Source organism: Tardiphaga sp. 839_C3_N1_4, assembly GCF_051811045.1.
Lineage (GTDB): Bacteria > Pseudomonadota > Alphaproteobacteria > Rhizobiales > Xanthobacteraceae > Tardiphaga.
Genome location: NZ_JBPWQD010000001.1, coordinates 431,651 through 454,320, shown reverse-complemented (window position 1 = coordinate 454,320; position 22,670 = coordinate 431,651). Strand labels below are relative to the sequence as shown.

Genomic DNA, 22,670 nt, shown 5'->3' with positions numbered 1-22,670 from the left:
CGGAAAACGGTATCCTAAGACTGCAAGAGGTATCCTCCCAAACTTCGGAAGGTATGATGGACCGGTTTGAGGCTATGTCTGTGCTGCTGGCTGTTGTCGAGGCTGGCAGCCTGTCCGCCGGTGCACGCCAGATGCGCGCACCGCTCGCCACCGTCAGCCGCAAAGTCGCTGAACTCGAGCAGCATCTCGGCACCCGGTTGGTTATTCGCACTAGCCGCAAGCTCACGCTCACCGATGCCGGCCGCGCCTATGTCGCCGCCTCACGTCGGATACTCGAACAGTTGGAGGAGGCAGAGCGAGAGGCGGGCGGCGAATACAATGCGCCACGTGGCGTGCTCCATGTCACGGCCCCCGTCGCATTCGGGGAGCGCCATCTGTTGCCCATCGCACTGAGCTTTCTGGCGGAGCAGCCCGATATCTCGCTGCGGCTCACGCTGGCCGACAAGCAGATCGATCTCGTGAGCGAGCATGTCGATCTTGCTCTGCGCATCGGGCATCTGGAGGACAATGCACTGATCGCGACGCGCGTCGGCGTCGTTCACCGTGTCATCTGTGCCAGTCCTGCTTATCTGGCTCGGAATGGCATCCCGCGCGTGCCGGAAGATCTGGCACGGCATGACGGAATTGCTTTCAATGGCTTCGCGACATCGCCCGAATGGCGCTATCGGCGAGACACCGCCGCCTTCGCCGTGGAGCCGCGCTCGAAGCTGGCCGTGAATACGACGGACGCGGCCATACAGGCCGCCCTTGCCGGCATCGGGATCATCCGGGTGCTCTGCTATCAGGTGGCGGATGAGTTAAAATCTGGTCGGCTACAGATTCTCTTACCGGATTTCGCACCGGAGCCATTACCTGTCAGCTTGATCTATCCGGATGCCGGATTGCAGCCGTTGAAGGTCCGGTGTTTTTTGGACTGGGCCGTGCCGCGTTTGCGGGCTGATATGGCGCAGTTGCAAGCGGATTGGCTTCTCAGGGAAAAGGCGTCAAGCTCGGGAGTTGCCTGATCGTTCGATGCGCAGATCGATGATGACCGAAGATCTTGTCGCCGCATTCTCAGTTCGCACTGCCTGTCCGATCTCAGCAAGCGTCCAACGATTGTCGGCTTTGCGCCAGAAGCCGACCTCGGGCCTTCTCAACTGAAATCGCCATCAGCGCACCCTAAGCGACACGCTAGATCCTCTTCGTATCGTGGAAGACGCCAACGAGGGTAGTGCCAGGTTTCATACCCAATACGCGGCAAGGCTATCGCCGCTGCAATCTGCGCGTATGTATCGCCGTATAGACGATAAGCACACTACAGACGGTATCGGCAGCGATGCTGGTGTGACCGCTGAATATCACGAGGCCCAGGCCCCAGCCACATGCAGTGACAAGAACACCGAGCGCGAAAAGCGGAGCGCAGGTGCCGACAATGCGAAGGGCCCGAGTTAGCGTTAAAGGTAGCGACCCGCCGATGATCTCGCGCTGGTGGCGATGCATGGCAAACGCCAGCGCAGCAAAACCTGCCAGGCAAAGCACGAATGCTCGAAAGTGATTCATACCGCTCCCTCACCGGACGGGACCACGATCGGAACCCGCCGATTTGTCGTACGCTTGGACTGAACGCGACGCCCCCGCCAGGTCCGTATCGCTAAGACGGCATGGAGCAAAGCGAGGGCCCAGCACCGGCAGGGGCTGCCCGGCGCGCGCCCCGATGTACGTCAACCGTGCAGAGAAGCCGCCGCGTCGGCGATAAACTCCGCGATCGCATCGGGCTGAGAAAGCATCGGCACATGCGAGCTTTCAAGCACCAAAGTCTTGGCACCCATCCGCTTCGCAGAATCGCGCTCAACGTCGGGAGGAATGGTTTCATCGTGAGCTGCGACGACATACCATGAGAGCTTGGAACGCCAAGCTGCCTCGGTAATCTTGTCGCCGAAGCATTTTACTGCCAACGGCCCCTGCGTGGCGAATACGATGTCGGCTTCATCCACTGGGATGTCTTGCACGAAGTGCTTGCGAACACCCTTGAGGGTTAAAGCGACGTAGCCTTCACCATAGGGTCTGATTTCGGAAGCGCCAGGCGCTGGCGGATACGACTTCCACCAATCATCGAACGACTGCCCGCTGTCCGGCGCGCCGGCAGCGACATAAACAAGGCCTTTAACCTGCGGATGGTTGCCGGCCTCGGTGATGACGGCCCCGCCCCAGGAATGTCCAACCATGAGAACCGGACCGTCCTGCATGTTTACAACCCGATGCGTGGCCGTAACATCGTCGGCCAGCGAACTAAGAGGATTTTGAACTGCGATAGCTTTCAGGCCTCGCTTCGTGAGCAGAGGGATAACCTGCGCCCAGCAAGAGCCATCCGCAAAGGCCCCATGGACAAGAACGATCGTACCGATTGCCATAACGCTCTTCCTTTCGTGGATAATCCTGGCCCAAGACGGGCCTAGGACTTGGCGGCCTGCATCAACCTGGTCGCTGATCGCGCTTTGGCGCAATCCGTCAGTTCGGACATGGTTGCCCGGCTGCTCCCCACAGGGCCATGTCTTTGACGTGATCCTCGAACGTCCCCGGAGGGACCGAGCGGCCTGCTCCGGGTGCCCACCCGCGAGGGATGAAGCCGTTTAACGATGCATCGTGCCGCAGGTGTCCAACGAGGCCAGCGGCGTCGCGACCACCATTGCGTTTGGGATCTTTCAGTTGCGCACAAATCTCGGCGCCGCTCTTGCCGAACCAGATGAAGGCTACCGGGGCAAGCTGCCAGTCGATGCTGGCGCGCGGTGGCGAGGGTGCCGGCTCGTTCGGCTGAGTGGAAGTCATGTGACAGGTCGAGCAGGCGATTTTCTCAGTCCCGATGCGGCTCTCTCCGCCATGGATATTCATCCCATGCACGCGGGGTTTGCTTTCGCCTGCCGGCGTCCATATCGGAATCGCCTTGGCATCGACATGGCAGTTGGCGCAACGCGGATGCGTCACCACGGCCTCAATCCGCTTCCACGCCTCCAGCCCCTCGGTGCGACTCACGCTGCCAGGCGGCAACACGTCCTTGGAAGCCTCGTCCTTGGCCGCGACAATTCCCGTGAAGGCCGAAATTACTGAGACCGCAAAGACGACCGCTTTCAGAGATGTCTTCATGTCTCGCCCTCACACAAAATCAATGAACTTGTCGAAGGGCATTTCGCGGATCCGCTTTCCGGTCGCCGCGAATATCGCATTGGCGAGCGCGGGGGCGGCAGGAGGAACAGGCGGCTCTCCGACCCCTCTCACTTTGGGATCATTCTCAAGCCCGCGAACTTCGATCACCGGACATTGATAAATCCGCATGGCTTCGTGATGATTGTAGTTCGTCTGCTGCGCCCCGCCCTTTGCGTAAGTAAGTTCGCAGTTGATGGCGTGGCCGAGTCCCCAGACGACTCCGCCCTGTACCTGGTTCTCGAAATTGACGGGATCGACAACCTTGCCGACATCGACCGCAACCCAGACCTTGTCGATCCTGATGCCTCTGTCAGTCATGCTTACTTCGACGACTTCGGCCGTTGGGGTCCCGAACGACTCGACGAACGCGACACCACGCCCCTTACCGTTACCGAGTGGTCCCTTCCAATTCGACATCTCTGCGACCGTTTCGAGAACCTTACGGTAGGTCGGCACAGCGCACATTTCGATGCGCGCCTTCAATGGATCGAGGCCGGCCGCATGGATCAGTTCGTCGATGAAGCTTTCGGTGAAGAAGCCGGCTGTAGAGGCTCCCACCGACCGCCATGTGGTGCACGGCGATAGTCCCTGCGCCTCAAAGCTCGTGGCCCTGAAATGTGGAATGTCGTAATAGACATTCCACATGCCGGCCGCCAATTGGGGATCGGGGTCTTTCGACGGCGCGCCCATACGCTCGAGCAGCCCCTTGAACGGAGCGGTCGCTGCCAGTTGCAGGTCGGCCGCGACGATCTTCCCTTTGTCGACGCTCCCTCTGTGTCGAGCGATCGAAATCTGTCGTGGAATATCCTGGAGAAAATCTTCTTCGCGCGAGAACACGAGCTTGACCGGCGTTCCGCGCATCTGATTTGCAATCTCGGTCAGGACGCGGACGTTCTCGAATTCAAGGCGGTGCCCGAAACTTCCACCTGTCCATTGATTGTGGAAGATAACTTGTTCCGGCTTGAGGCCGATCGCTGTCGCCGCGATGGACTGCACGGCCTGAGGACTCTGATGGCCGACCCAAATCTCCATCCCTGCGTCGGAGACAACCGCGATCCCATTGAGAGGCTCAAGCGGTTGATGCGCGACATAAGGCGCGCGATACTCCGCCTGGACCAGCGTTCCGCGCTTCAGCCCGGTCTCGACATCGCCGATTTTCCGCCACTCCTTGCCGAGGAATTCCGGCTTGAATGACGCCTCCAGAACCTTCCAATGGTCGGCTTGCTCTGCAGGATATATCGAAGGTGCCCACGCGCAATCGATCGTGTCGACCGCCTTCATCGCGTACCAGCTGTTTGTCGCGATCACCGCGACGCCATTTTTTATCTCGAGGATCTTTTTGACCCCCGGCATCGACCGGGCCTTGCTCGCGTCATATGATTTCAGCGGCTGACCCTTGTTGGGATTCAGCTTGACGGCAGCGTACAACATGCCATCGATCTTCAGATCGATGCCGAACTTCAACTCGCCCATGACCTTCGAGCGAACGTCGAGGCGCATCATCGGCTTGCCCAGTATTCGCCATTTTGACGGGTCGCGCGGCTTCGCATCGAGCACGGGCGGAATTTTTGCGGCTTCCGCGGCGAGTTCAATGTAGGGAATTTTCCTCCCGTCTGGCAGGATCACATGGCCGGATTGGGTGCGGATGTCGGCAACAGGGACGCCTGAACGCTTGGCCGCTGCGGCTTTGAGCGTTTCGCGTGCGACCGCGCCGGCGACGCGCAACTTTTCGTAGGTGTCGGGAATTGTACTTGACCCGCCTGTCATCTGCAGGCCTGACGTCCTGAGGCTGTCGAGCGCCGCAGTACGTGCCGCTTCAGCGGCTGGGCTTTGATCCGCTGCCAGGAACGGGGCCAGCTCATCTGCGAAACCGGTATTGAAATAAGCGGGGCTTGGTCCCGCGAACCGAATTTCGAATTGACCGGGATCGAGGTCCATCTCTTCGGCAATCATGATCGGCTGCACGGAGCCGACGCCCTGACCGATGTCAGCGTGTTGCGCGATGAGCGTGATCTTTTCCGGGCTGATCTCCACCCAGGGATTGAAGGTCGCGGAGTTTGGTCCGAGGCCGGCGACCAATGGATTGCCACTGGCGGTCGCAGCGCCCTGTGCAGCATTGTCATAGGAGCCGAAAGCGATACCACCAGCCACGGCTGCGGAGCCGAAAACGAAAGCCCGACGGGAAAGTCCCTGCATATGGCCCATCTCACTTCCCCGCTATCTTTTTTGCAGCAGCTGTATGGATCGCAGCACGAATGCGTGGATAGGTGCCGCAACGACAGAGATTGCCGGACATGACTTCGTTGATGTCCTCGTCTGTCGGCCGGGGGATCAATTCGAGAAGCGAGATGGCTTGCATGATCTGGCCAGTCTGACAGTAGCCGCATTGCGGAACCTGATGTTCGATCCAGGCCTGCAGGACCGGATGGTCATCCCTGTTGCCCACCCCTTCGATCGTGACCACCGACTTACCCGCGACCTCGCCTATATGTGACTGACAGGATCGGACAGCCTTTCCGTTGATCTGGACGGTACAGGCGCCACATTGAGCGACCCCGCAGCCGTATTTGGGACTTGTGATGCCGAGCTCGTCGCGCAATACCCAAAGCAAAGGCATCTCGGGAACGACGTCGACCTGCCGCTTGATCCCGTTGACCGTGAGTTCGATCATGTCGATATGTCCCTGGCGGATTTGACTGGTGCACCAGCACTGCCTCACGGGAGCTAAGCAGTATTTCCGAATCCTGCGGGATCATGTGCAATCCCTGCGGAATCCTTACCGTCGCGATCAGCTTTCACGTCGATCTGGCCACAGCACAACTCGCGATACTGCCCCGGAGTAAGTCTCGTGGCCTTTCGAAACACCCGCGTGAAATTGGCTTGAGAGCCGAAGCCGAGTTCCAGGGCAATTTCCGCCAGGGATAGGTTTCTGCGCGCCAGTTCTTGCCGTGCGGCTTGGACGCGGCGATCGATCACATAGCGGTGCGGTGACAATCCAGTTGCTTCGCGAAACAGGCGAGAGAAATGAAACGGGCTGAGGCAGGCCTGGGCCGCGAGTTCCTCGAGCCTGATCTCGCGATTAAGGGAAGCGTCGATATAGCCCAACACGCGCTGGAGCCTTCGCGGATCGAGCGACGGTGACTTTTCGGGCGGACGCCAGCGATTAATCGTATAGTGCCCCAGAAGATGCGCTGCGAGCGCGATTTGAATGCCCTCCACGAACAACGCGTCGGTCGGTTGGCGAGGACGATGAAGCAGGTCACGAAGCGGCGAGCAGATGTGGAAGAGCACTTGGTCCGCCAGACCGTGGGCATAGGCGATCTGCACCTCTGCGGGATCGACATCAAAATCTGCGAGGGTACGTTGGTCCAGCAGCGTCGGAGGGAGATAGAGGTGAAGACATTCCATCCGGTCCGAAAGCTCGAGATGACTCTCCTGCGTTCCCGCGGGTACGAGATAGCTCATTCCCGGCCGGGCAAGGCTCTTCTGAACTTCGCCGTTGCCGGCCCGATAGACCATTCCGCCGCCTGACAGCAGCATCATGATCTCCGTGCAAATCGGAACGGGCGTAGCCTGCCGCCCTGCCTCGAACCTTCGATGTTCGATGCTCAGTGCAGGCCAATCCGCGGTCTCCGCGAGCTTCTCGCTGTTCTTATATTTTTGATCTCCATGCGTGACGAGCATCATTGTGACTCCCCTTAGCTGCAGCGAGTCCCGGCCCCGTATCGCAAGCGAGCGCTGATTCCCGTCCCTGTGTGCGACTGGAATCGTGAACACTGTCGGCCACGGAAAAATCTCGCAGCGCGCCGCACCGGAGCGCCGTGCCGATCCATCCGAAGTTGCTGAATAAGCTTACTGCCAAGTCGAGGGGTGGAGCGGTTAAAAGAAGTAAAAGGCAGGCAAAGCAAGAGCTTAACCACACGGCCTGATTGCACATCGCAAGCAGGGTGACTTCGCCCGGGATGAGCAGGATTCGACCCTCATCGCGCAGGAATCGGAAATACCTGAATGCACGCGTGATCTAGTGATGGCGCTCGTCGAACAGAAATTGCCGCCCATCGAGGAGTGGAGCCTGTTATGAAACCAATTATCTCCGCGCTTGCCGCAATATCGATCGTCGCCGCTCAAGTCGTCCCTGCGGCCTCGGCCGAGAGAACCGTTTCCATTGTCCTTGTCCATGGCGCCTTCGTCGACGGGTCGGGCTGGAAGAGCACCTACGACATACTTTCAAGTGCCGGCTATGAGGTACTCGTCGTCCAGCAGCCAACGATCTCGCTTCGCGACGATGTCGCCGAAACCGAACGTGTGATCGCCAAGGCCCGGCACCCGGTTGTTCTCGTCGGGCACTCATACGGAGGAATGGTCATCACGGAAGCAGGCGACAATCCAAAGGTCCGCAGCCTCGTCTATCTCGCGGCATTTGCTCCCGAGGCCGGGGAGTCGGTGAGTACACTCGCAGAAGCGCCTGCGCCAGCCGGCGAGCACAAGGCTCCGATCGTCGCTGAAGGGAATTACCTCTTCGTCGAAGCCGATAAATTCCCCTCGTCATTCGCGGCCGATGTTGATGCCGCCACAACCCGCTTCATGAGTGCCGCGCAACTGCCGTGGGGATTGCAGGCGGTGCAGACCAAGGTCGCTCGTGTGGCCTGGAAGGCGAAGCCGACTTACTACATGGTGACAAGTGAGGATCAAATGATCCCGCCGACCGCGCAACGCAATATGGCCCGGCGGTCGGGCGCGAAAGTGGCTGAGCTGAAAAGCAGCCACGCGGTGATGCTGTCGCATCCGCGCGAGGTCGCAGCGTTCATAAAGAGCGCAGACACATCCGCTTCCGACTGAAGTTGACGCGGCAGAGCGTCGATGGCCGAGGTCGATGTTCTCACGGTTATCTCTCGACGGATGACCTGGTCCGCCTGAAACAGAGGACATGCCATATGGCACTCAAGGATATACTGCCCGGCAAGCTGGGTTTCGGTGCGGCGCCACTCGGCAACATGTTTCGCGACATCCCGGAGCAGGAAGCGCTCGCGACGGTGAATGCAGCGTGGGACGACGGCATCCGGTACTTCGACAACGCACCGTTCTACGGCGCGGGGCTCGCGGAGATCCGTATGGGCGCCGCCCTCACCGGCAGGCCGCGTGGCGATTATGTCATCAGCACCAAGGTCGGACGCGTGATCCTGGATGAGATCGAGGATGTCGATGCCCGTGACCTCGGCGAGAAAGGCGACGTGTTCAAACATGGACGCCCGAACAAGATCGTCAACGATTATTCGAAAGATGCGACGTTGCGCTCTATCGAGGACAGCCTGAGGCGGCTGGGCACCGACCGCATCGATATCGCCTTCGTGCACGACGTAGCGCAAGATTTCTATGGCGACGAGTGGCTGGCGGTGTTCGAAAGTGCGCGCAAGGGCGCATTCAAGGCGCTTGACCAGCTACGCGACGAAGGCGTGATCAAGGCTTGGGGACTTGGTGTCAACCGGGTCGAACCAATCGAACTCCTGCTTGCGCTCGACGATCCGCGCCCCGATGGCTTCCTCCTCGCGGGCCGTTACACGCTTCTCGACCATGCCCGAGCACTCCAGCGGGTGATGCCGATGGTCGCCGAGCATGAGCTCGCCATTGTTGTCGGCGGCCCCTACAGCTCGGGAGCGCTCGCCGGCGGTCCGAACTTCGAATATGCACCGGCGCCTCCGGAGATCATCGACAAGGTGGCGCGGATCAAGACGATTGCCGACGGCTATGGCGTCAGCATGAAGGCCGCAGGCCTGCAGTTTGCGCTCGCAAATCCGGTAGTTGCGGCCGTCATTCCGGGTGCGAGCCGTCCGAGCCGTATCGCCGAGGATCGTGCCGCGCTCGAGGAATCCATACCCGCCGATTTCTGGCGCGAGCTCCGTTCGGCGGGCCTCGTCAGTCCCGCAGCCCCTCTTATCGGGCTCGATTGAGCTACCCGAAATCGCAACAAGTTCGTCCGCTCGGGCATCGCTTGAACGCAGGATGGTGCAGGCAAATTCAACCGAACGACCAAGGAGACAGAAATGACAGATGAACCACAGAATGCCCCTGAAATAGGCCGCCGGGCCGCGCTTCGAACAGCCGGCGTAGCCATGATCGCAGGCCTGGCGATCGGCGGCACGCCGACAGCCGCACCGGCCGCTGTACCTGACACCGGCGGAATGTCAGCGGCCGAGCGCAACGAGGCACCGCTCGGCGCGCGGCTCCAGGGCATTCAGCATTTCGGGCTGACCGTCCAGAACATGGAGCGGGCCTATCAGTTCTACACCGAGGTGCTGGGCGGCACCGAAGTTTTCCGCCACGGCGACTTCCAGGGCGATGGGGTGCAGAACACGCTGCTGGCCGACCAGGAAATCGAGGCGAACGCACGCGGGGTCAATCCTCGGACGATCGGTGTTCCCGACCTGCGCGGTGGAGCGCAGAGGCTCGATGTTCGCTTCATCCAGTTCGACAATGTGGTGATCGAGTTGCTCCAGTATCGAGACGCGGATCAGCCCATGGGTAGCTCCAGGAGCTTTGCCGAGCCAGTGCAGCACATGAGCCCCGCTTTTCCGCGTATGATGCACATCTGCTTCTATGTTCGCGACGATGTCGACTTCAACAAGTTCATCGCCGACCTCGAGGCAGAATCCGCGCGCCGCGGCATGACGCAAGTGAGAGCGAACCGCACTGTCCGGGTCATGACCGAGGCGGACCGCAAGGCAGCTCCCCGCAGCGCCAACACGAACCAGGTGACCGAGGCGCCGTCGGACGGCTGGGAACTGATCTATTGCAAGGGTCCGGAAGGCGAGCAGCTCGAATTTGTGAAAGCGCTGGGGCCGGTCAAGCAACGTTTTGCCCAAGCCTTGGCGAAACGGCAGCAGACTATCACACGCTAACGCGCAAGCTCCGGCGGACGAACGATCTCCTGTCGCACTGGCCAGATGTTCGTGACAACGATGTAAAGGCACCCATGATGCAAACGATCCGCCGCAATTCGCTCGCCACGGCGCTGTTGGCCCTCTCGCTGTCCCTTCCGGCGTCGGCGGCAGTCGCCCAGCAGGCCCCGCATGTGCGCTACCAGGATATTCGCGAAGGCGCCTATTCAGTAGTCGCCCAGGTGCGAGCCAAGCCTGGAAAGGAAGATGCTCTGCGGGCAGCTACCTTGCCTCTCATCGACCTGGTTCGCGCCGATCCAAAGAACCTAGTTTACTTTCTTCAGGAAGATCGCGCCAAACCGGGGCATTTCACCTTTTACGAGATTTTTGCCAGTCAAGCCGATTTCGACGCACATAACGCCATGCCCTATGTACAGGAGTGGTTCGCCAAGCTTCCAGAGCTTGCTGAAGGTGGCGTTGAGGTAATGCGCATGGCGATCCACAGTATGCCCAAAAAATAGCCGAAATCGCCGAGAAATAATCCGCAGCTTGCAGATAGCCAAACCGCCGCTCACTGCCCGCGGGAAATTTCACCCGGGGCCGGTCCTGCGGCGAAATGTCCGCTGTAGTCGGGGCCCGTGCACCTTAGCCCTTCTGCGTGTAGACTCCTGGTTAAAGTCTTGTTCGAATAGCTCTTACCGATGGATTGGTCGAACTATGCGATGTCGTCGTTCGGAGGCACTGGCTGATAAGCCAAATCTACAGAGCGCCCTCTCCGGCGCTTCGCCTCTGATGCAAACCGGGTTATCCCGGTGAAGGTGGCGTCTCGATCAGCCGCTCCAACGAGCTCAACGAGCGGTAAAAACACCGACCAGCCTGCACATAGGCCCGACGTGAGAATTTCATTCGGACCATACCGGTTCGATCGAGATCGGCGAATGTTGTGGGAAGGGGATATCTTATTACAAGTTGGGGCACGGGCGCTGGCAATTCTGAGCGTGCTCACCGAGACCCCCGGACGTCTTGTAGGGAAACGTGAACTGCTAGAGCGAGTGTGGCCTGATGGCTGCGTAGACGACGCAAATCTCAAAGTACAAATTTCCACTTTGCGAAAAGCACTTCGCGGCTGCGAGGGATTGATCAGGACCGAATCTTCGTTGGGCTATCGCTTTCTCGGAGAAACGGTGCCGAATGATCCGTATCGCAGCACCCGGCAGCGATGCTTCTTGGCGCCAGGGTTTCTCACCGAGCCTGTTGGTCGCGACGATGTGGTTGCGGATATAGTTAGCCTTCTCAAAGAATGCCGTCTGGTAACGATCCTTGGTCCTGGCGGCATCGGGAAGACAACTGTCGCGCGCGCGATTGCACGTCGACTAGCCGATACATTTGCGGATGAAACCTGCTTCGTCGATCTTAACAGGATTGCGCGCGGCGATCAGATTTGCGAAGCTCTGGCGCGCTTGCTCAACCTCCCCGCCCGGGAGGCGCCTGCCCTTGAGCAAATAAAGGTCGCGCTGCAGGATAGACGCCTACTACTGGTCATTGACTCCTGCGAACACCTTACCGATGCGGTAGCGTTGCTGGTCGAGCAGGTTCTGAGCTTCTCCAATGAAGTCTGGATCCTGGCAACGTCCCGAGAGACCTTGAGGGTTGGAGCTGAATACGTCTGGCAGCTCGAACCGCTCGACGTGCCGCCGCCCTCTCCGAGTAATACCGCGGTGAATGCTGCACGCTACTCTGCAGTTCAGCTCTTCATAAGAATCGCGACCGATGTTTCGGGCGACTTTAGGTTTAACGACGACACCGCACCGGCCGTCGTCGAAGTCTGCCGACGTCTGGACGGAATTCCACTAGCCATCGAAATGACGGCTTCCATGGTCGGCACTCTCGACATTGGCGAAATCCTCCGCAACCTCGATCAACGCTCGTCCGTTTTGGAGTCCGATCGCCAAGCCGCCAACCCCATGCAGCACTCTCTGTTCTCGAGACTACACTGGAGCAGAAATCTTCTTCCAGTCAACGAACGAGCGGTGCTACGTCATTTGGCGATTTTTACTGGTGCTTTCACCCTCGATGATGCGGTTGCGGTCGCCGCTGATGACATCACGGATGCGTCCATCGTTCGCGAGGCGGTTATCGCGCTCGCCAATAAATCCTTCCTGATCGTAAATCATGAGATCAGCCCCCCAGAGTACCGCCTTTCCCGCTTTTTTAGACTTCACGGGCCTAACCGTCGATAATTCAGTAAGCGGCATCGGCCTCGTATGACTGCTTCCGCATGAACATACATCAAGCACAGATATCAGTTTTCCGTCACGACGCTACCGCTGGCTGATGGCTGAAGAACGATCTCGAAATTCCTGAACGCCCGTCTCTCCGAGTGGTCGCAGTTCGCGAGCATTAGGGCCCGTTAATCCCGGCGAGGATAGATTGAGCGCGAGAGAGAAACGGCACGCGTGATCTGTCCTGTAAATTGGATAGGAGATCGATAAGTGCATTGCGAGCCACCCACGGTCGTCCCATGTTCAACTCAAGCTCGGCGAGGCCGACAGCAGCTTCGCACTCATAGAGATAGAAATCGTGCAGCTTGCTTAGCCCGATTGCCTGCCTGAACAGCTCGCATGCCGTATCGACGTCCCCGGGCCGGTTCCGAGCAATGAGCACCTTGGCAAGGATTGGGTGGTGTTTACCGATGAGACGAACATCGGACGGGCCCAGGCACTGGCTCATCGCCTTCAAGAGTGCAGATTCTGCACCGTCCAGATCGCCAACAATTCGTCGTGCATCGGCAAGTTCGACCCACAAAATCGGATGAAGAGAACCTGTTTTAATTATGAACTCATCCGCCAAACAGGAAGTCAGGATGCGTTCGGCCGATCCAGCGTCTCCGTCAGCATATTTGAGAAGAAGCGCTCGAAATGCCTCGGCAACCGCATGCCAAGGCCGGTAGTGCCGCGACACCTCCTCCAATTTCTGCAGGCAGCTGCGCGCACGGTGAAAATCCCCCGAGGATATGTTCACCCATGTTGCACCTTGGGCAAGAGTAAAATAGGTGGTTGTCAGATGTCCTTTTGCCTCGGCCTCATCAACCGCTGTGTTCGCAAGCGACAATGCCTGTTCGCAGTATCCCATGTAGTGTTTGGCAAGCGCCAACCCGATCTTGCAGGAGATGAACGAGTCGATTCCTCCGAAATACAAGTAGGCGCTTCTGGAAATCGACGGGCAGTCCTGCAGGAACATCTCGAACCTCTCATGGGCCGATCGTATGGCAGAGGTTTCAAAATCGTTGAATGCTGTTATTCGTTGCAGAAGATAGTGCACATCAGGGGCATTGGATCGCTCCGCTGCCTTGGCAAAGGCGTCGAGATGACGCATCGCTTGGCGGCGAGTGAGAAGCATATTCTGGATGATACCGTAGAGGGCCCGTAGCTCCAGGAAGTCATCTTCTGCAGCTTGCGCCGCGTGCCAGGCACGCTCATACAAGCTCGCTCCCTCGAATCCCGGCAAGTATACCTGAGCGGACGCAAGTGACACCAGCAAGCGAGGCCGCACGGCGGCATCAAATGCTGAACTATCATCGACGAGATGAAACGCCCTGGTTAGATAAGGGACCCCTTGAACCAGCGAGGTGAGCGCAAGCCAAAGCCGTTCCGCTGCGATAACAAGTTTTACGCCGAGTTCAGGATCTGACGAAAACGCCCAATCAAGAGCCACCCGGACCTCGTCCAGGTAGCCCCGCATTTTGGTATTCTCGGATGTCTCGTCGTAAAGGTCCCAGTCGATGCCATCGAGCAGTCGGAGGAAGTATTCCGCGTGGCGTCTTTGCGCCATGTCGCTGCCAGGGAAATCCAACTGAGCTATGTATGCTCTCGTTGTATCCAGCAGACGATACTCCGCATGTATCGAGTCCGGGTCGGAGGAGAGAAGTGAGCGGTGAGACAGTCCAATAATGGCGTCGCGCGCAGCGGACGCGCAGAGTTGGTCGCTGCTTGCCACGGCGATGCCGGCGTCAAGCGAGAAGGTCCCAGCAAAGCAAGCGATGTGTCGCAGAGCGGATTGTTCTGCCTCGGACAGCAGATTATAGCTCCAGTCAATCGTCGAGAATAACGACCGTTGACGGGGAACCGTGCTTCTTCGGTCGACATTGATCACTGACGATTTTTCATTCAAGCTGCGGAGCGTTTCCTCGAAGCCAAGCACAGCGGCAATCGAAGCCGCAATTTCAATTGCCAATGGGATCCCATCGAGGCGCCGGCAAATCTCCGCGACAGCAGCAGCTTGGCTATCATCGAAATGCAGCTTCGCCGCCCGCTGATGCAGGCACTTCAGGAATAGTTGGACTGACGAATAAGTCTTGATGTTATCCGTATGCGCTTCGGCAGCCTTCGGGGGAACTGTAAGGGGGGCGAGGCGCCAGACGGCCTCGTCATCAAGCTGCAGCGGCTCTCGCGTCGTAATGAGAATATCCACATACGCCGTTTTAGCGAGAAAGCTGGCAACGAGCTTGGCCACTGGACCCAGCACATGCTCACAACAGTCCAGGATTAGAAGCATTCGCCTGTCGCGGAGCGCCAACACGATTTGTTCGATACCGGGCCAGTCCGTTACTCTCAACCCGATCGCATTCGCCAATGCCGTGTAGACAACATCAGTTGAGGATATTCTGCCAAGATCGATAAAGTAGGCGCCATCCGCGTAGTTTGCGGCCCGGTCGTTTGCGACCTGCAATGCAATCGTCGTTTTCCCGATGCCACCCGATCCAAGGATCGTCACAAGTCGTCGGCTACTTAGAAGCTCATGAATCCCATCCGCTGCCGCCTCGCGCCCGATCGGCCTCACAACAATTCCAGGAATGCCGAACCGGGGCTGGTTTTCAGAGCGACGGATGACCGGCTCTTTCACAACATTAGCGTCGAAACGATAGCCCTGAGATGGATCAGCCTGAATTGCGGCGCCGTAATCACGCAGAGCTTTTCTCAGCCCTGAGATCTGGACCCGCAAATTGCTTTGATCAACGTGCAAGCTTGGCCATGCGCTCCTGATCAAGGCGCTCCGACTGACGGTTGCGCCGGGCGCTTCAAGTAGGACTTGCAGAATGGCTAACGCGCGAGCGCCAAGCCGAACCGGAACGCCTCCGTCCCATAGTGTACGGGTAGCTGCGTCGAAGCGGAACGGCCCGAAGAATATCTCTCGGTTCACCATTGCACCTGCTTGGAAACCATATGTTGCGGCGCAGCATAGAAGTATTGCCTCAGGTTCTACCAGAATTTTAGCAGGGTTTCGGAAACGCCGCCGTTATCTTCGGCGCAGAGCGGCCATTCACGCCGCAAAGGCAACCTGCCCGTCAGATGTGCCCGGCTGTGCCATTTTACAGCGTTTGGTGAGTACGACCTCTAGATATTGGTTAGGCCCGTTTGAACGCCTTGTGAATGCCAGCTGTGGGTCGATATCGTTTGCCGATCAGGTTCTCTCACTTCGCTTAAAAGTAACAATGAACGAATATGAATATAAAGGCGCCATCTCAGCCACCGCATATGGCGTTCATGTCCGCTTTGCGCCAGAAGAAGTCATAGGCACAGCTCTGCACCTTAAGTCAGCAGCCCGAAAGCGCGGTTACCCCTGGCGTCGCCGTGGCACCCGTGGCATTGGCAGCCGCCATCATGCCGGGAGCGGCAAGGTTCATCGAGACGGTCTCGTTGCAGGCCGTCGCGTTCGGTGTAGGCATCGTCGCCGACGGAGCGATACTGGTGTCGCCGAGGATGGCAGTCGGCGCCTCAAGCGTGCCGGGCAGGACGCTGGAAATCAGCGGAGTCGTGAGCGGCAACGATGAAGGATCGCTTGGGCTGGTATTCCCGTTCAGGATACAGCTGCTGGAGTCCAGCGGGCTACCAACCGGCGCGGTCGGGGTGGCCGTACCGGTCGCGCTACCGAGATTCGCCGTCGAGATCGTTCCCAGTGCGGCGGCGGGCGTCGCCGCACTTGGCGCTGTGGTTGGCGCGCAATTGATAACGGTGCCCGGCGTTGTCGGATCCGACGCCAGCGGCACCGGAGCCAGGCTGGTATCTGCCGCCCCCGGAAGCGTCGCCGCGGAGAACGGACTCGGCCCGTTAAGCGGCGAGGAAACCATCGTACCAGGAGTGGTCGGAAGCCCCATCGACGTCGTGCCCATGGTCGAGACCTGCGCCAGAACCGCATCGCAGCCCAACAGCGATAGCATCAAGACGCCTAACAGTTGCACCATGGCTACGTTTCCTTTCCTGCTCACGCCGCCTGCTTGTGGGCCTTCACCTTCTGACCCTCGGCCAGATTCACCATCGGATTCAGTACCACCTCGTCGCCAGCCTTGATGCCGTCACGCACTTCCAATGAGGTGCCGAAATCGCGCGCGATGGTGATCTTGTGCATATGGACGATGCCATTCTCCGCAACGGCCACTTGCGTGCCATCGGCGTTAAAGATCACAGCATCTGCCGGCACGATAAAGGCAGGCGTCTTGCGCGGAACATGCAGGTCCACGGTGCAGTAGATTCCCGGGCTGAGCGCCCCGTCTGGATTGGGGATGTCGACTTCGGTCAACAACGTCCGGCTACCGGGCTGCAACGCAAAGGCGATCCGCGTGACCGTGCCGTCAAACACCCGATTGGGAATTTCCGGAACGTGGACGCTCGCCTTCACGCCGGGCGTCACACCGAACGCCGCGTCCTGCGGCACGAATAGCTGAACGCGGACGACATTGCTGTGCATCAGCGTATACATGAACGTGGATCCGGACTGAACCAGACTGCCGTTATCGATATTGCGCTGGGTGATGACGCCGTCAAACGGCGCGATCACGCGCTGATAAGCCTTCTCCTGCGTGAGTATCCGAATTTGCGCCTCTTGCGCGGCGATGTTGGACTGCGCGACTCCGACCGCCGCTTGCTGGGCCGCCAGTGTCAGCCGGTCGTTGTCGCCCTGTTGCAGCGTCAGCCAGCCCTGCTTCACAAGCCTGCTGTCTCGGCCGTTGGTAGCGTCCGCCAGATCCCGGCTGGCCTGCGTCTGCTGCAACGCAGCCTGGTTCTGTTTCAGCGTGGCCTGGGCCTGAGTGATCTGATGATCGAGTTCCGGCGCGGTGATCTCGGCCAAAAGGTCGCCGGCCTTGACCCGATCGCCAATGTCAACATAGCGCTTTTCAACATAGCCGCTGGTGCGGGCAAAGATATTCGCCGCTTCGAACGCCGTGGTGGTGGCCGGCAGCGAAATGTCGTTGCTGCCGGTGCTGTCGCTGATAACCGCGACCTTCACGTCCGGGACGAGATCGCGGAGCTCCTTCGCCGTGTCCGCAACGGCCTGCTGCGCCTGCTGGTGCCGCCAGAAGCCGAAGCCGAGACCGCCGCCGAGTAACAGCAGGACCGCCAGAACCAGCATCAGCCGGGCCTTGGAGCGAGGCCGCACCGGCGGCGGATCCGCCTGCCGATTTACCACGGACGGCTCCTCCTGGGTTCGCGCCTCATGCAACCTCTGAATCCCGGTCATGAACTAGCCTCCTCAAAGACGCCGTGTGGCGGCTGGCCGTCGACGCGTTTGCGCAACAGCGAAAACAAGTACGGCACGATCAAAAGCGTGGTCGGCGTCGCAAACAGCAATCCGCCGATCACCGCGCGGGCGAGCGCTGCATTCTGTTCCTCCCCGGCGCTGCCGATCGCCATCGGGATCATGCCGACGATCATCGCCGCCGCAGTCATCAGCACCGGCCGGATCCGGGTGTGGCCGGCGCTGATTGCGGCCTCGAACGCAGAATGGCCTGCGAGTTGCTGCTCGCGCGCGAAGGTAACCAACAGGATCGAATTCGCCGACGCCACGCCGACCGCCATGATCGCGCCCATCATCGACGGCACGTTCAGGGTGGTACCCGTGATGAACAGCATGGTGACGATGCCGGCCAGCGTTGCCGGCAGCGCCAGCATCACGACGAAGGGATCGCTGAAGTTCTGGTAGTTCACCACCATCAGGAGATAGACGAACACAGCAGCGAACAGCAAACCGATGCCGAGGTTGACGAAGGCATCGTTCATGCTCTGGATCTGGCCCAATACGACAATGCTGTTTCCGGGCTTCATCTCCTTCTGCAAATCGGCCGTTACCTTGTTGATGTCGGCGGAGATCGCGCCGAGGTCGCGGCCTTGCGCGCTGGCATAGACGTCGTAAACCGGCTGCACATTGGCCTGGTTCAGGTTGGTGGGCAGCGGTTCGCGCTTGAAGGTCGCGACGTTGCTGAGCATTCCCGGCACCGGCTGGCCTCCGACGGTCAGCGTGCTCGACACCGGCGTATTGCCATAGGCGTTGAGCGAATTGAGTCGGTACTCGGGTGTCTGCACGGCGAGATAATAAGGGATGCCAGATGTCGGATCGGTCCAGAAGTTCGGCGACACCTGCGACGAGGAACTCAGGCTGACATTGATATTCGTCGCGATCGTACTGGCATTGAGTCCCAGCTGCGCCGCGCGGGTACGATCGATCTCGGTATAGAATGACGGCGCGTCAGTTTCTTGCTGAAGATGCGCATCGACAATGCCGGGGATCGCCGCGATGCGCTCCCGCAGCTTCTGCGCGATGGCAAGGTCACCGGGGTCGTAGCCGACGGTCCGGACGTCGATCTGCGCCGGCAGCCCGAAATTCAAAATCTGCGTTACGATATCGGCGGCCTGGAAGTAGAACACGTCAGTGGGGAATGCCGCAGGCAGCACCTCGCGCAGCTTGCGAACGTAGTCGGCGGTCGGCTTGTGACCTTCTTTGAGCTGAACCTGGATAATGCCGTCATTGACGCCAATGGTTGAGCCGTCGGTAAAGGCAAGATTATAGGGGCGGGCAGGAAGGCCGATATTGTCGACGATCAGACTGCGCTCGCTCTCCGGAACGATCTGGCGGATCTTGTCCTCCACCTGTTGAAAGATCTTTTCGGTGGCGTCGATCCGCGTGCCGGCAGGGGCACGGACGTGGAGCTGGATCTCGCCGCCGTCGATCAGCGGGAAGAAATCCCGGCCGACCGAGACCAGCATGACGCCGCCGAGACCGATGATCAGCACCGCAGCCACCGGCACGGCGACGCGATTCTTGAGCAACCGGGTCAGCAGCGCGACGTAAGCAGTACGCATCCGCTCGAAGCCGCGCTCGAACGCACCCGACAGCCGCGCGAACAGCCCCTTCGGATGGCCATCATCTGGGCCATGCTTTTCGTACCGCAGCAGCAGCCCGATGGTGATCGGGGTGAGCGTCCGCGACAGGCCGTAAGATGCCAGCATGGCGAATACGACCGCCAGGCCAAGCGGCGTGAACAGATATTTCGCCGGGCCATCGAGGAACACCACCGAGGTGAAGACGCAACTAATAGCCAGCGTCGAGACCAGCGTCGGGATCGCGATGCCGGCTGCGCCATGCAGGGTCGCGTCCGGCAGCGCCATGTGCTCCTCGGTCAGAAGCCGGTGCGTGTTCTCGATCGTCACCGTGGAATCATCAACCAGAATACCGACCGCAAGCGCGAGGCCGCCGAGCGTCATCGTGTTGAGCGTCTCGCCGAGGAAATACAGCACCACGAGCGACGACAGGATCGCCAGCGGGATCGAGATCATCACCACAAGCGTCGAGCGCCATGATCCCAGGAAGAGCAGGATCATCAGCGCCGTCAGGCCGGCGGCGATCGCGCCTTCGTGCAGCACGCCCGTCACCGATGACTTGACGAATACGGACTGATCGAACAACTCGTTGATCTTTAACCCGGCGGGCGCTGCTGCACGCGCCTGTTTAAGCACGTCCTTGACTGCATTGACCACGGTCAGCGTCGAGGCGTTGCCGTTCTTGATGATACTCAACAGCACCGAACGCCGGCCGTCCTGGCGCACGATATTCTGCTGCACTGCCGACCCGTCGCGAACCTGGGCAACGTCCTTCAGAAAGATTGTCGCGCCGTTGACAAACTTGACCGGGATCATGTTGAGGTCAGCGATGCTGGCGGGCGTCGCGTTTGTACGCATCGTATACTGCTTGTCACCGATTTTGGCGGTTCCGGTCGGCAGCGTCAGGTTCTGAGTGTTGACCGCGTTGACGACATCGAGCGGGGTCAGTCCGCGCGACAGCAACTTGTCAGGATCGAGGTCAACCATAATCTGGCGATACTTGCCGCCAGCCGGCGTAGGTAGCGTCACGCCATGCACTGGCGCCAGCTGTTGCCGGACCCTGTAGATGCCGAAATCATACAATTGCTGTTCGTTGAGCGTATCGGAGTTGAGGCTGAGCTGCAGCACCGGAACGCTGGAGGCATTGAACTGCACCACGATTGGCGGCTGGATGCCCGGCGGCATCAGCGCACGGATCGCATTTGTAGCCGAAACGATCTGCGAAATTGCGAGGTCGAGATTGACGTCGGGTTGGAAGTAAATCTTCTGGATCGAGAGCCCGTTCAGCGTCTGTGCTTCGATATTCTTGATGCCGTTGACGTTGGCGCTGATGGAGTACTGGCTGTAGGTCGAGACCCGATCTTCCATCTCAGGTGTCGAGAGACCCGTGTAGCTCCAGATCACCGTTACGACGGGAATTCGGATCTCTGGGAAGATGTCGGTCGGCATCGAACGGATAGCAACGCCGCCGAGGAACAGGATCAGCACTGCCACTACGTAATAGGTATACGGAAATCTCAGTGCAAACCGCACGATGCCCATTGCTCGCTCCCAGATTGTCCGTATGCGAAAGAATCTTGCGACTGCCCCTAGGCGCCGCGTGAAAGCTGAAGCTCAGCAGCGGCAGATGTTCAGTGACTTGTCGAGCTGTTCGTCCAATAGATGCTGCTGCGCATCGAACTTCGAAAGTCGCTGCTGTTCGTCCGCGTTCGCATCTTCGTCTGACAGAAAGCCATTCGGGGTCGGCTGGGCGTGCCCCACCGGCGCCGGCAGGGGTTTCGATGCAACGACGGATTCACGGGCCATCGCGGCATTCGGAGCTGCCGCGATGGCGATCAACGCGATGAAGACTGCTGACACTACCGGCATGAGATCTGAGCGCATTGGATCATTCCTTCCTTGGCGCCCGACCGGATTGGCAATCCAGTGGCGCGCGACTGTTGGGTCTTTGGAAGAAGTAATGATGCGATGCGGCAGGCCAACTAAATAACGATTTAGGAAACGGCGCACCGGGCAACGGACAGCGATCTCGCTGCGATGTGATCGCGGTCTAGACTTTTATCTCGGAAGCGTTAGGGAATCCGATTTCGATCACGCACCCCGCGCCCGAAAAGATCGTCAACCGAAAGCCGTGCAATTTGGCAATCGTGGCAACAAGATTGAGGCCGAGCCCAAGGCCGGGTGTCTTGCGAAACGCATCGGAGCGGTAGAACCGCCGCAGCACCGCGCTACGCTCGTGTTCGCCTATCCCCGCGCCGGTGTCCGTGATGCGCAGGATACTCTCGCCGTCGCCGGAAACCGTGGTGATCTGGACTTGCCCACCCCTCGGCGTGAACTTGACGGCGTTATCGACCAGATTGGCGATCGCTTCCATCAGCAGGTCACGATCCCCCTCGACGACCGGGGAATGAACGATATCGGTGCGCAATGTAATGCCCTTGTCTTCGGCGATCGGCGCATAGAGATCGCGGACCTCGTGCAGCAGCTCCTCCAGTGCGACTTTTCCGAATCCGGTGGAGCGACGGCTGTTCTCGATCTCGGCCAGCCTCAGCAGCGCTGCGGCAATCGCCAGCGACTGATCCATGCTCGCGATGGCCTTGTCGACCACAGACCGCAGTTCGGGCAGTGTCCTGGCGTTGTCCCGGCCGCGCTCCAGGGCCAGGCGTGCCCGGGTCAACGGCGTCCGCAGATCGTGCGCGATGTCATTGCCGACTCCGGCAATCGTGTGGATCAGCGTTTCGATCTCGTCCAGCATACTGTTGACCATGCCAGCGAGTTGAGTGAACGGATCGCGGCCACGGCCGCGATTGACCGGGAGCCGTTCGTGCAAATTGCCCGCCACGATGCGCTGAATGCGCTCATTAACGTCGGCGATCCGACGTTCGGCGCGCAGACTGAGCAGTGCGCCCAGCGCAAGGCATAGCAGCAGAGCCGGGATCAGACCGAGAGCCAGAGCCTGGCTGACAACCATCGACAGCTGCTTCGCCTCATCGACATAGCGACCGATCACCAATACCTCGCCGTCCGGCAACTGCTGGCCGATGGCCTGAACGGTTAGCTGCTCCGGGCCCGCGGGGCGCTGCCTTGTAATCTCGACGGTCTGCACCGTGGCGTCCAGCCGCAGCGTCGCCGGCGGGTGCTCGAGATTGCCAGCAACCCGGCTTCCATCCGCCCGGAACAGGCCGATGAAATGCACGTCGCGCGAATCCTGGCTGAGTTGAAGATGAAGCGCCTCGAGCCTGCGTTCATTCGGCAATGCGGCCAGCGTTTGCAGCTGCAAGGCGATTACATGGTCCGATCGGGTCACCAGCAGGCGGTCGGTCTTCCAATAGATGAAGCCGAACAGGACCAGCACGAACAGAGAAAGCGCGACAGCCGCGACCGTAGCGGCGCGGAAGGTCGAACTACTCGCAAACTCGGCCAGATTCATCGCGTGAGCGGCCCATGAGGGACATTTGAACCG

The 22,670-nt window shown here is 59.6% G+C and carries 18 protein-coding genes; 6 read left to right on the top strand and 12 right to left on the bottom strand.

Features of this window, described 5'->3' with window-relative positions:
- Positions 1 to 56: 56 nt before the first annotated feature.
- Positions 57 to 1,004 carry a LysR family transcriptional regulator gene (locus tag AB8A38_RS02470; RefSeq protein ID WP_439084845.1) on the top strand — a complete coding sequence of 316 codons (948 nt, stop codon included), beginning with the start codon at positions 57 to 59 and terminating at the stop codon, positions 1,002 to 1,004.
- A 238-nt stretch (positions 1,005 to 1,242) separates the two neighbouring features.
- Here AB8A38_RS02470 and AB8A38_RS02465 read toward each other — a convergent pair whose 3' ends face one another.
- The 6 genes from AB8A38_RS02465 to AB8A38_RS02440 all read right to left on the bottom strand — a co-directional run bounded on the left by AB8A38_RS02465 (position 1,243) and on the right by AB8A38_RS02440 (position 6,867).
- A complete protein-coding gene (locus AB8A38_RS02465; RefSeq protein ID WP_439084844.1) occupies positions 1,243 to 1,539 on the bottom strand; it encodes a DUF3325 domain-containing protein in 297 nt (98 codons plus the stop codon).
- A gap of 161 nt (positions 1,540 to 1,700) precedes the next feature.
- Positions 1,701 to 2,390: an alpha/beta fold hydrolase gene (locus AB8A38_RS02460; protein ID WP_439084843.1), complete on the bottom strand. Its 690-nt coding sequence runs from the start codon at positions 2,388 to 2,390 to the stop codon at positions 1,701 to 1,703.
- A 97-nt stretch (positions 2,391 to 2,487) separates the two neighbouring features.
- Entirely contained in the window at positions 2,488 to 3,120 is a 633-nt protein-coding gene (locus tag AB8A38_RS02455; RefSeq protein ID WP_439084842.1) for a hypothetical protein, read from the bottom strand.
- A gap of 9 nt (positions 3,121 to 3,129) precedes the next feature.
- A complete protein-coding gene (locus tag AB8A38_RS02450; RefSeq protein WP_439084841.1) occupies positions 3,130 to 5,259 on the bottom strand; it encodes a molybdopterin cofactor-binding domain-containing protein in 2,130 nt (709 codons plus the stop codon).
- 127 nt (positions 5,260 to 5,386) lie between these two features.
- Positions 5,387 to 5,851: a (2Fe-2S)-binding protein gene (locus AB8A38_RS02445; protein WP_439084840.1), complete on the bottom strand. Its 465-nt coding sequence runs from the start codon at positions 5,849 to 5,851 to the stop codon at positions 5,387 to 5,389.
- 53 nt (positions 5,852 to 5,904) lie between these two features.
- Positions 5,905 to 6,867: a helix-turn-helix domain-containing protein gene (locus AB8A38_RS02440; protein WP_439084839.1), complete on the bottom strand. Its 963-nt coding sequence runs from the start codon at positions 6,865 to 6,867 to the stop codon at positions 5,905 to 5,907.
- 390 nt (positions 6,868 to 7,257) lie between these two features.
- On the opposite strand from AB8A38_RS02440, the gene AB8A38_RS02435 reads away from it, so the two are divergent.
- From AB8A38_RS02435 to AB8A38_RS02415, 5 genes are all read left to right on the top strand, one after another.
- Entirely contained in the window at positions 7,258 to 8,019 is a 762-nt protein-coding gene (locus tag AB8A38_RS02435; RefSeq protein ID WP_439084838.1) for an alpha/beta hydrolase, read from the top strand.
- A 95-nt stretch (positions 8,020 to 8,114) separates the two neighbouring features.
- The gene (locus tag AB8A38_RS02430) at positions 8,115 to 9,128 is read left to right on the top strand and encodes an aldo/keto reductase (RefSeq protein WP_439084837.1); all 1,014 of its coding nucleotides are present in this window, start codon (positions 8,115 to 8,117) and stop codon (positions 9,126 to 9,128) included.
- A 93-nt stretch (positions 9,129 to 9,221) separates the two neighbouring features.
- Positions 9,222 to 10,076, top strand: coding sequence for a VOC family protein (locus tag AB8A38_RS02425; RefSeq protein ID WP_439084836.1), 855 nt, complete (start codon positions 9,222 to 9,224; stop codon positions 10,074 to 10,076).
- Positions 10,077 to 10,150: 74 nt separating this feature from the next.
- Positions 10,151 to 10,576 (top strand): putative quinol monooxygenase, encoded by a 426-nt coding sequence (locus AB8A38_RS02420; RefSeq protein WP_439084835.1) that lies wholly within the window; start codon positions 10,151 to 10,153, stop codon positions 10,574 to 10,576.
- Positions 10,577 to 10,993: 417 nt separating this feature from the next.
- Positions 10,994 to 12,295 carry an ATP-binding protein gene (locus AB8A38_RS02415; RefSeq protein WP_439084834.1) on the top strand — a complete coding sequence of 434 codons (1,302 nt, stop codon included), beginning with the start codon at positions 10,994 to 10,996 and terminating at the stop codon, positions 12,293 to 12,295.
- 160 nt (positions 12,296 to 12,455) lie between these two features.
- On the opposite strand, the gene AB8A38_RS02410 is transcribed toward AB8A38_RS02415, so the two are convergent.
- The 6 genes from AB8A38_RS02410 to AB8A38_RS02385 form a co-directional block, all read right to left on the bottom strand.
- A complete protein-coding gene (locus tag AB8A38_RS02410) occupies positions 12,456 to 15,257 on the bottom strand; it encodes an ATP-binding protein (protein WP_439084833.1) in 2,802 nt (933 codons plus the stop codon).
- A 391-nt stretch (positions 15,258 to 15,648) separates the two neighbouring features.
- The gene (locus AB8A38_RS02405) at positions 15,649 to 16,296 is read right to left on the bottom strand and encodes a hypothetical protein (protein ID WP_439084832.1); all 648 of its coding nucleotides are present in this window, start codon (positions 16,294 to 16,296) and stop codon (positions 15,649 to 15,651) included.
- Between the two features lie 20 nt (positions 16,297 to 16,316).
- The gene (locus tag AB8A38_RS02400) at positions 16,317 to 17,570 is read right to left on the bottom strand and encodes an efflux RND transporter periplasmic adaptor subunit (protein WP_439084831.1); all 1,254 of its coding nucleotides are present in this window, start codon (positions 17,568 to 17,570) and stop codon (positions 16,317 to 16,319) included.
- Positions 17,567 to 20,749 (bottom strand): efflux RND transporter permease subunit, encoded by a 3,183-nt coding sequence (locus tag AB8A38_RS02395; RefSeq protein WP_439084830.1) that lies wholly within the window; start codon positions 20,747 to 20,749, stop codon positions 17,567 to 17,569. Before AB8A38_RS02395 ends, AB8A38_RS02400 begins: the two co-directional genes overlap by 4 nt.
- Positions 20,750 to 20,821: 72 nt before the next feature.
- Positions 20,822 to 21,091: a hypothetical protein gene (locus AB8A38_RS02390; protein WP_439084829.1), complete on the bottom strand. Its 270-nt coding sequence runs from the start codon at positions 21,089 to 21,091 to the stop codon at positions 20,822 to 20,824.
- Between the two features lie 166 nt (positions 21,092 to 21,257).
- A complete protein-coding gene (locus AB8A38_RS02385; RefSeq protein ID WP_439084828.1) occupies positions 21,258 to 22,637 on the bottom strand; it encodes an ATP-binding protein in 1,380 nt (459 codons plus the stop codon).
- Positions 22,638 to 22,670 lie beyond the last annotated feature (33 nt).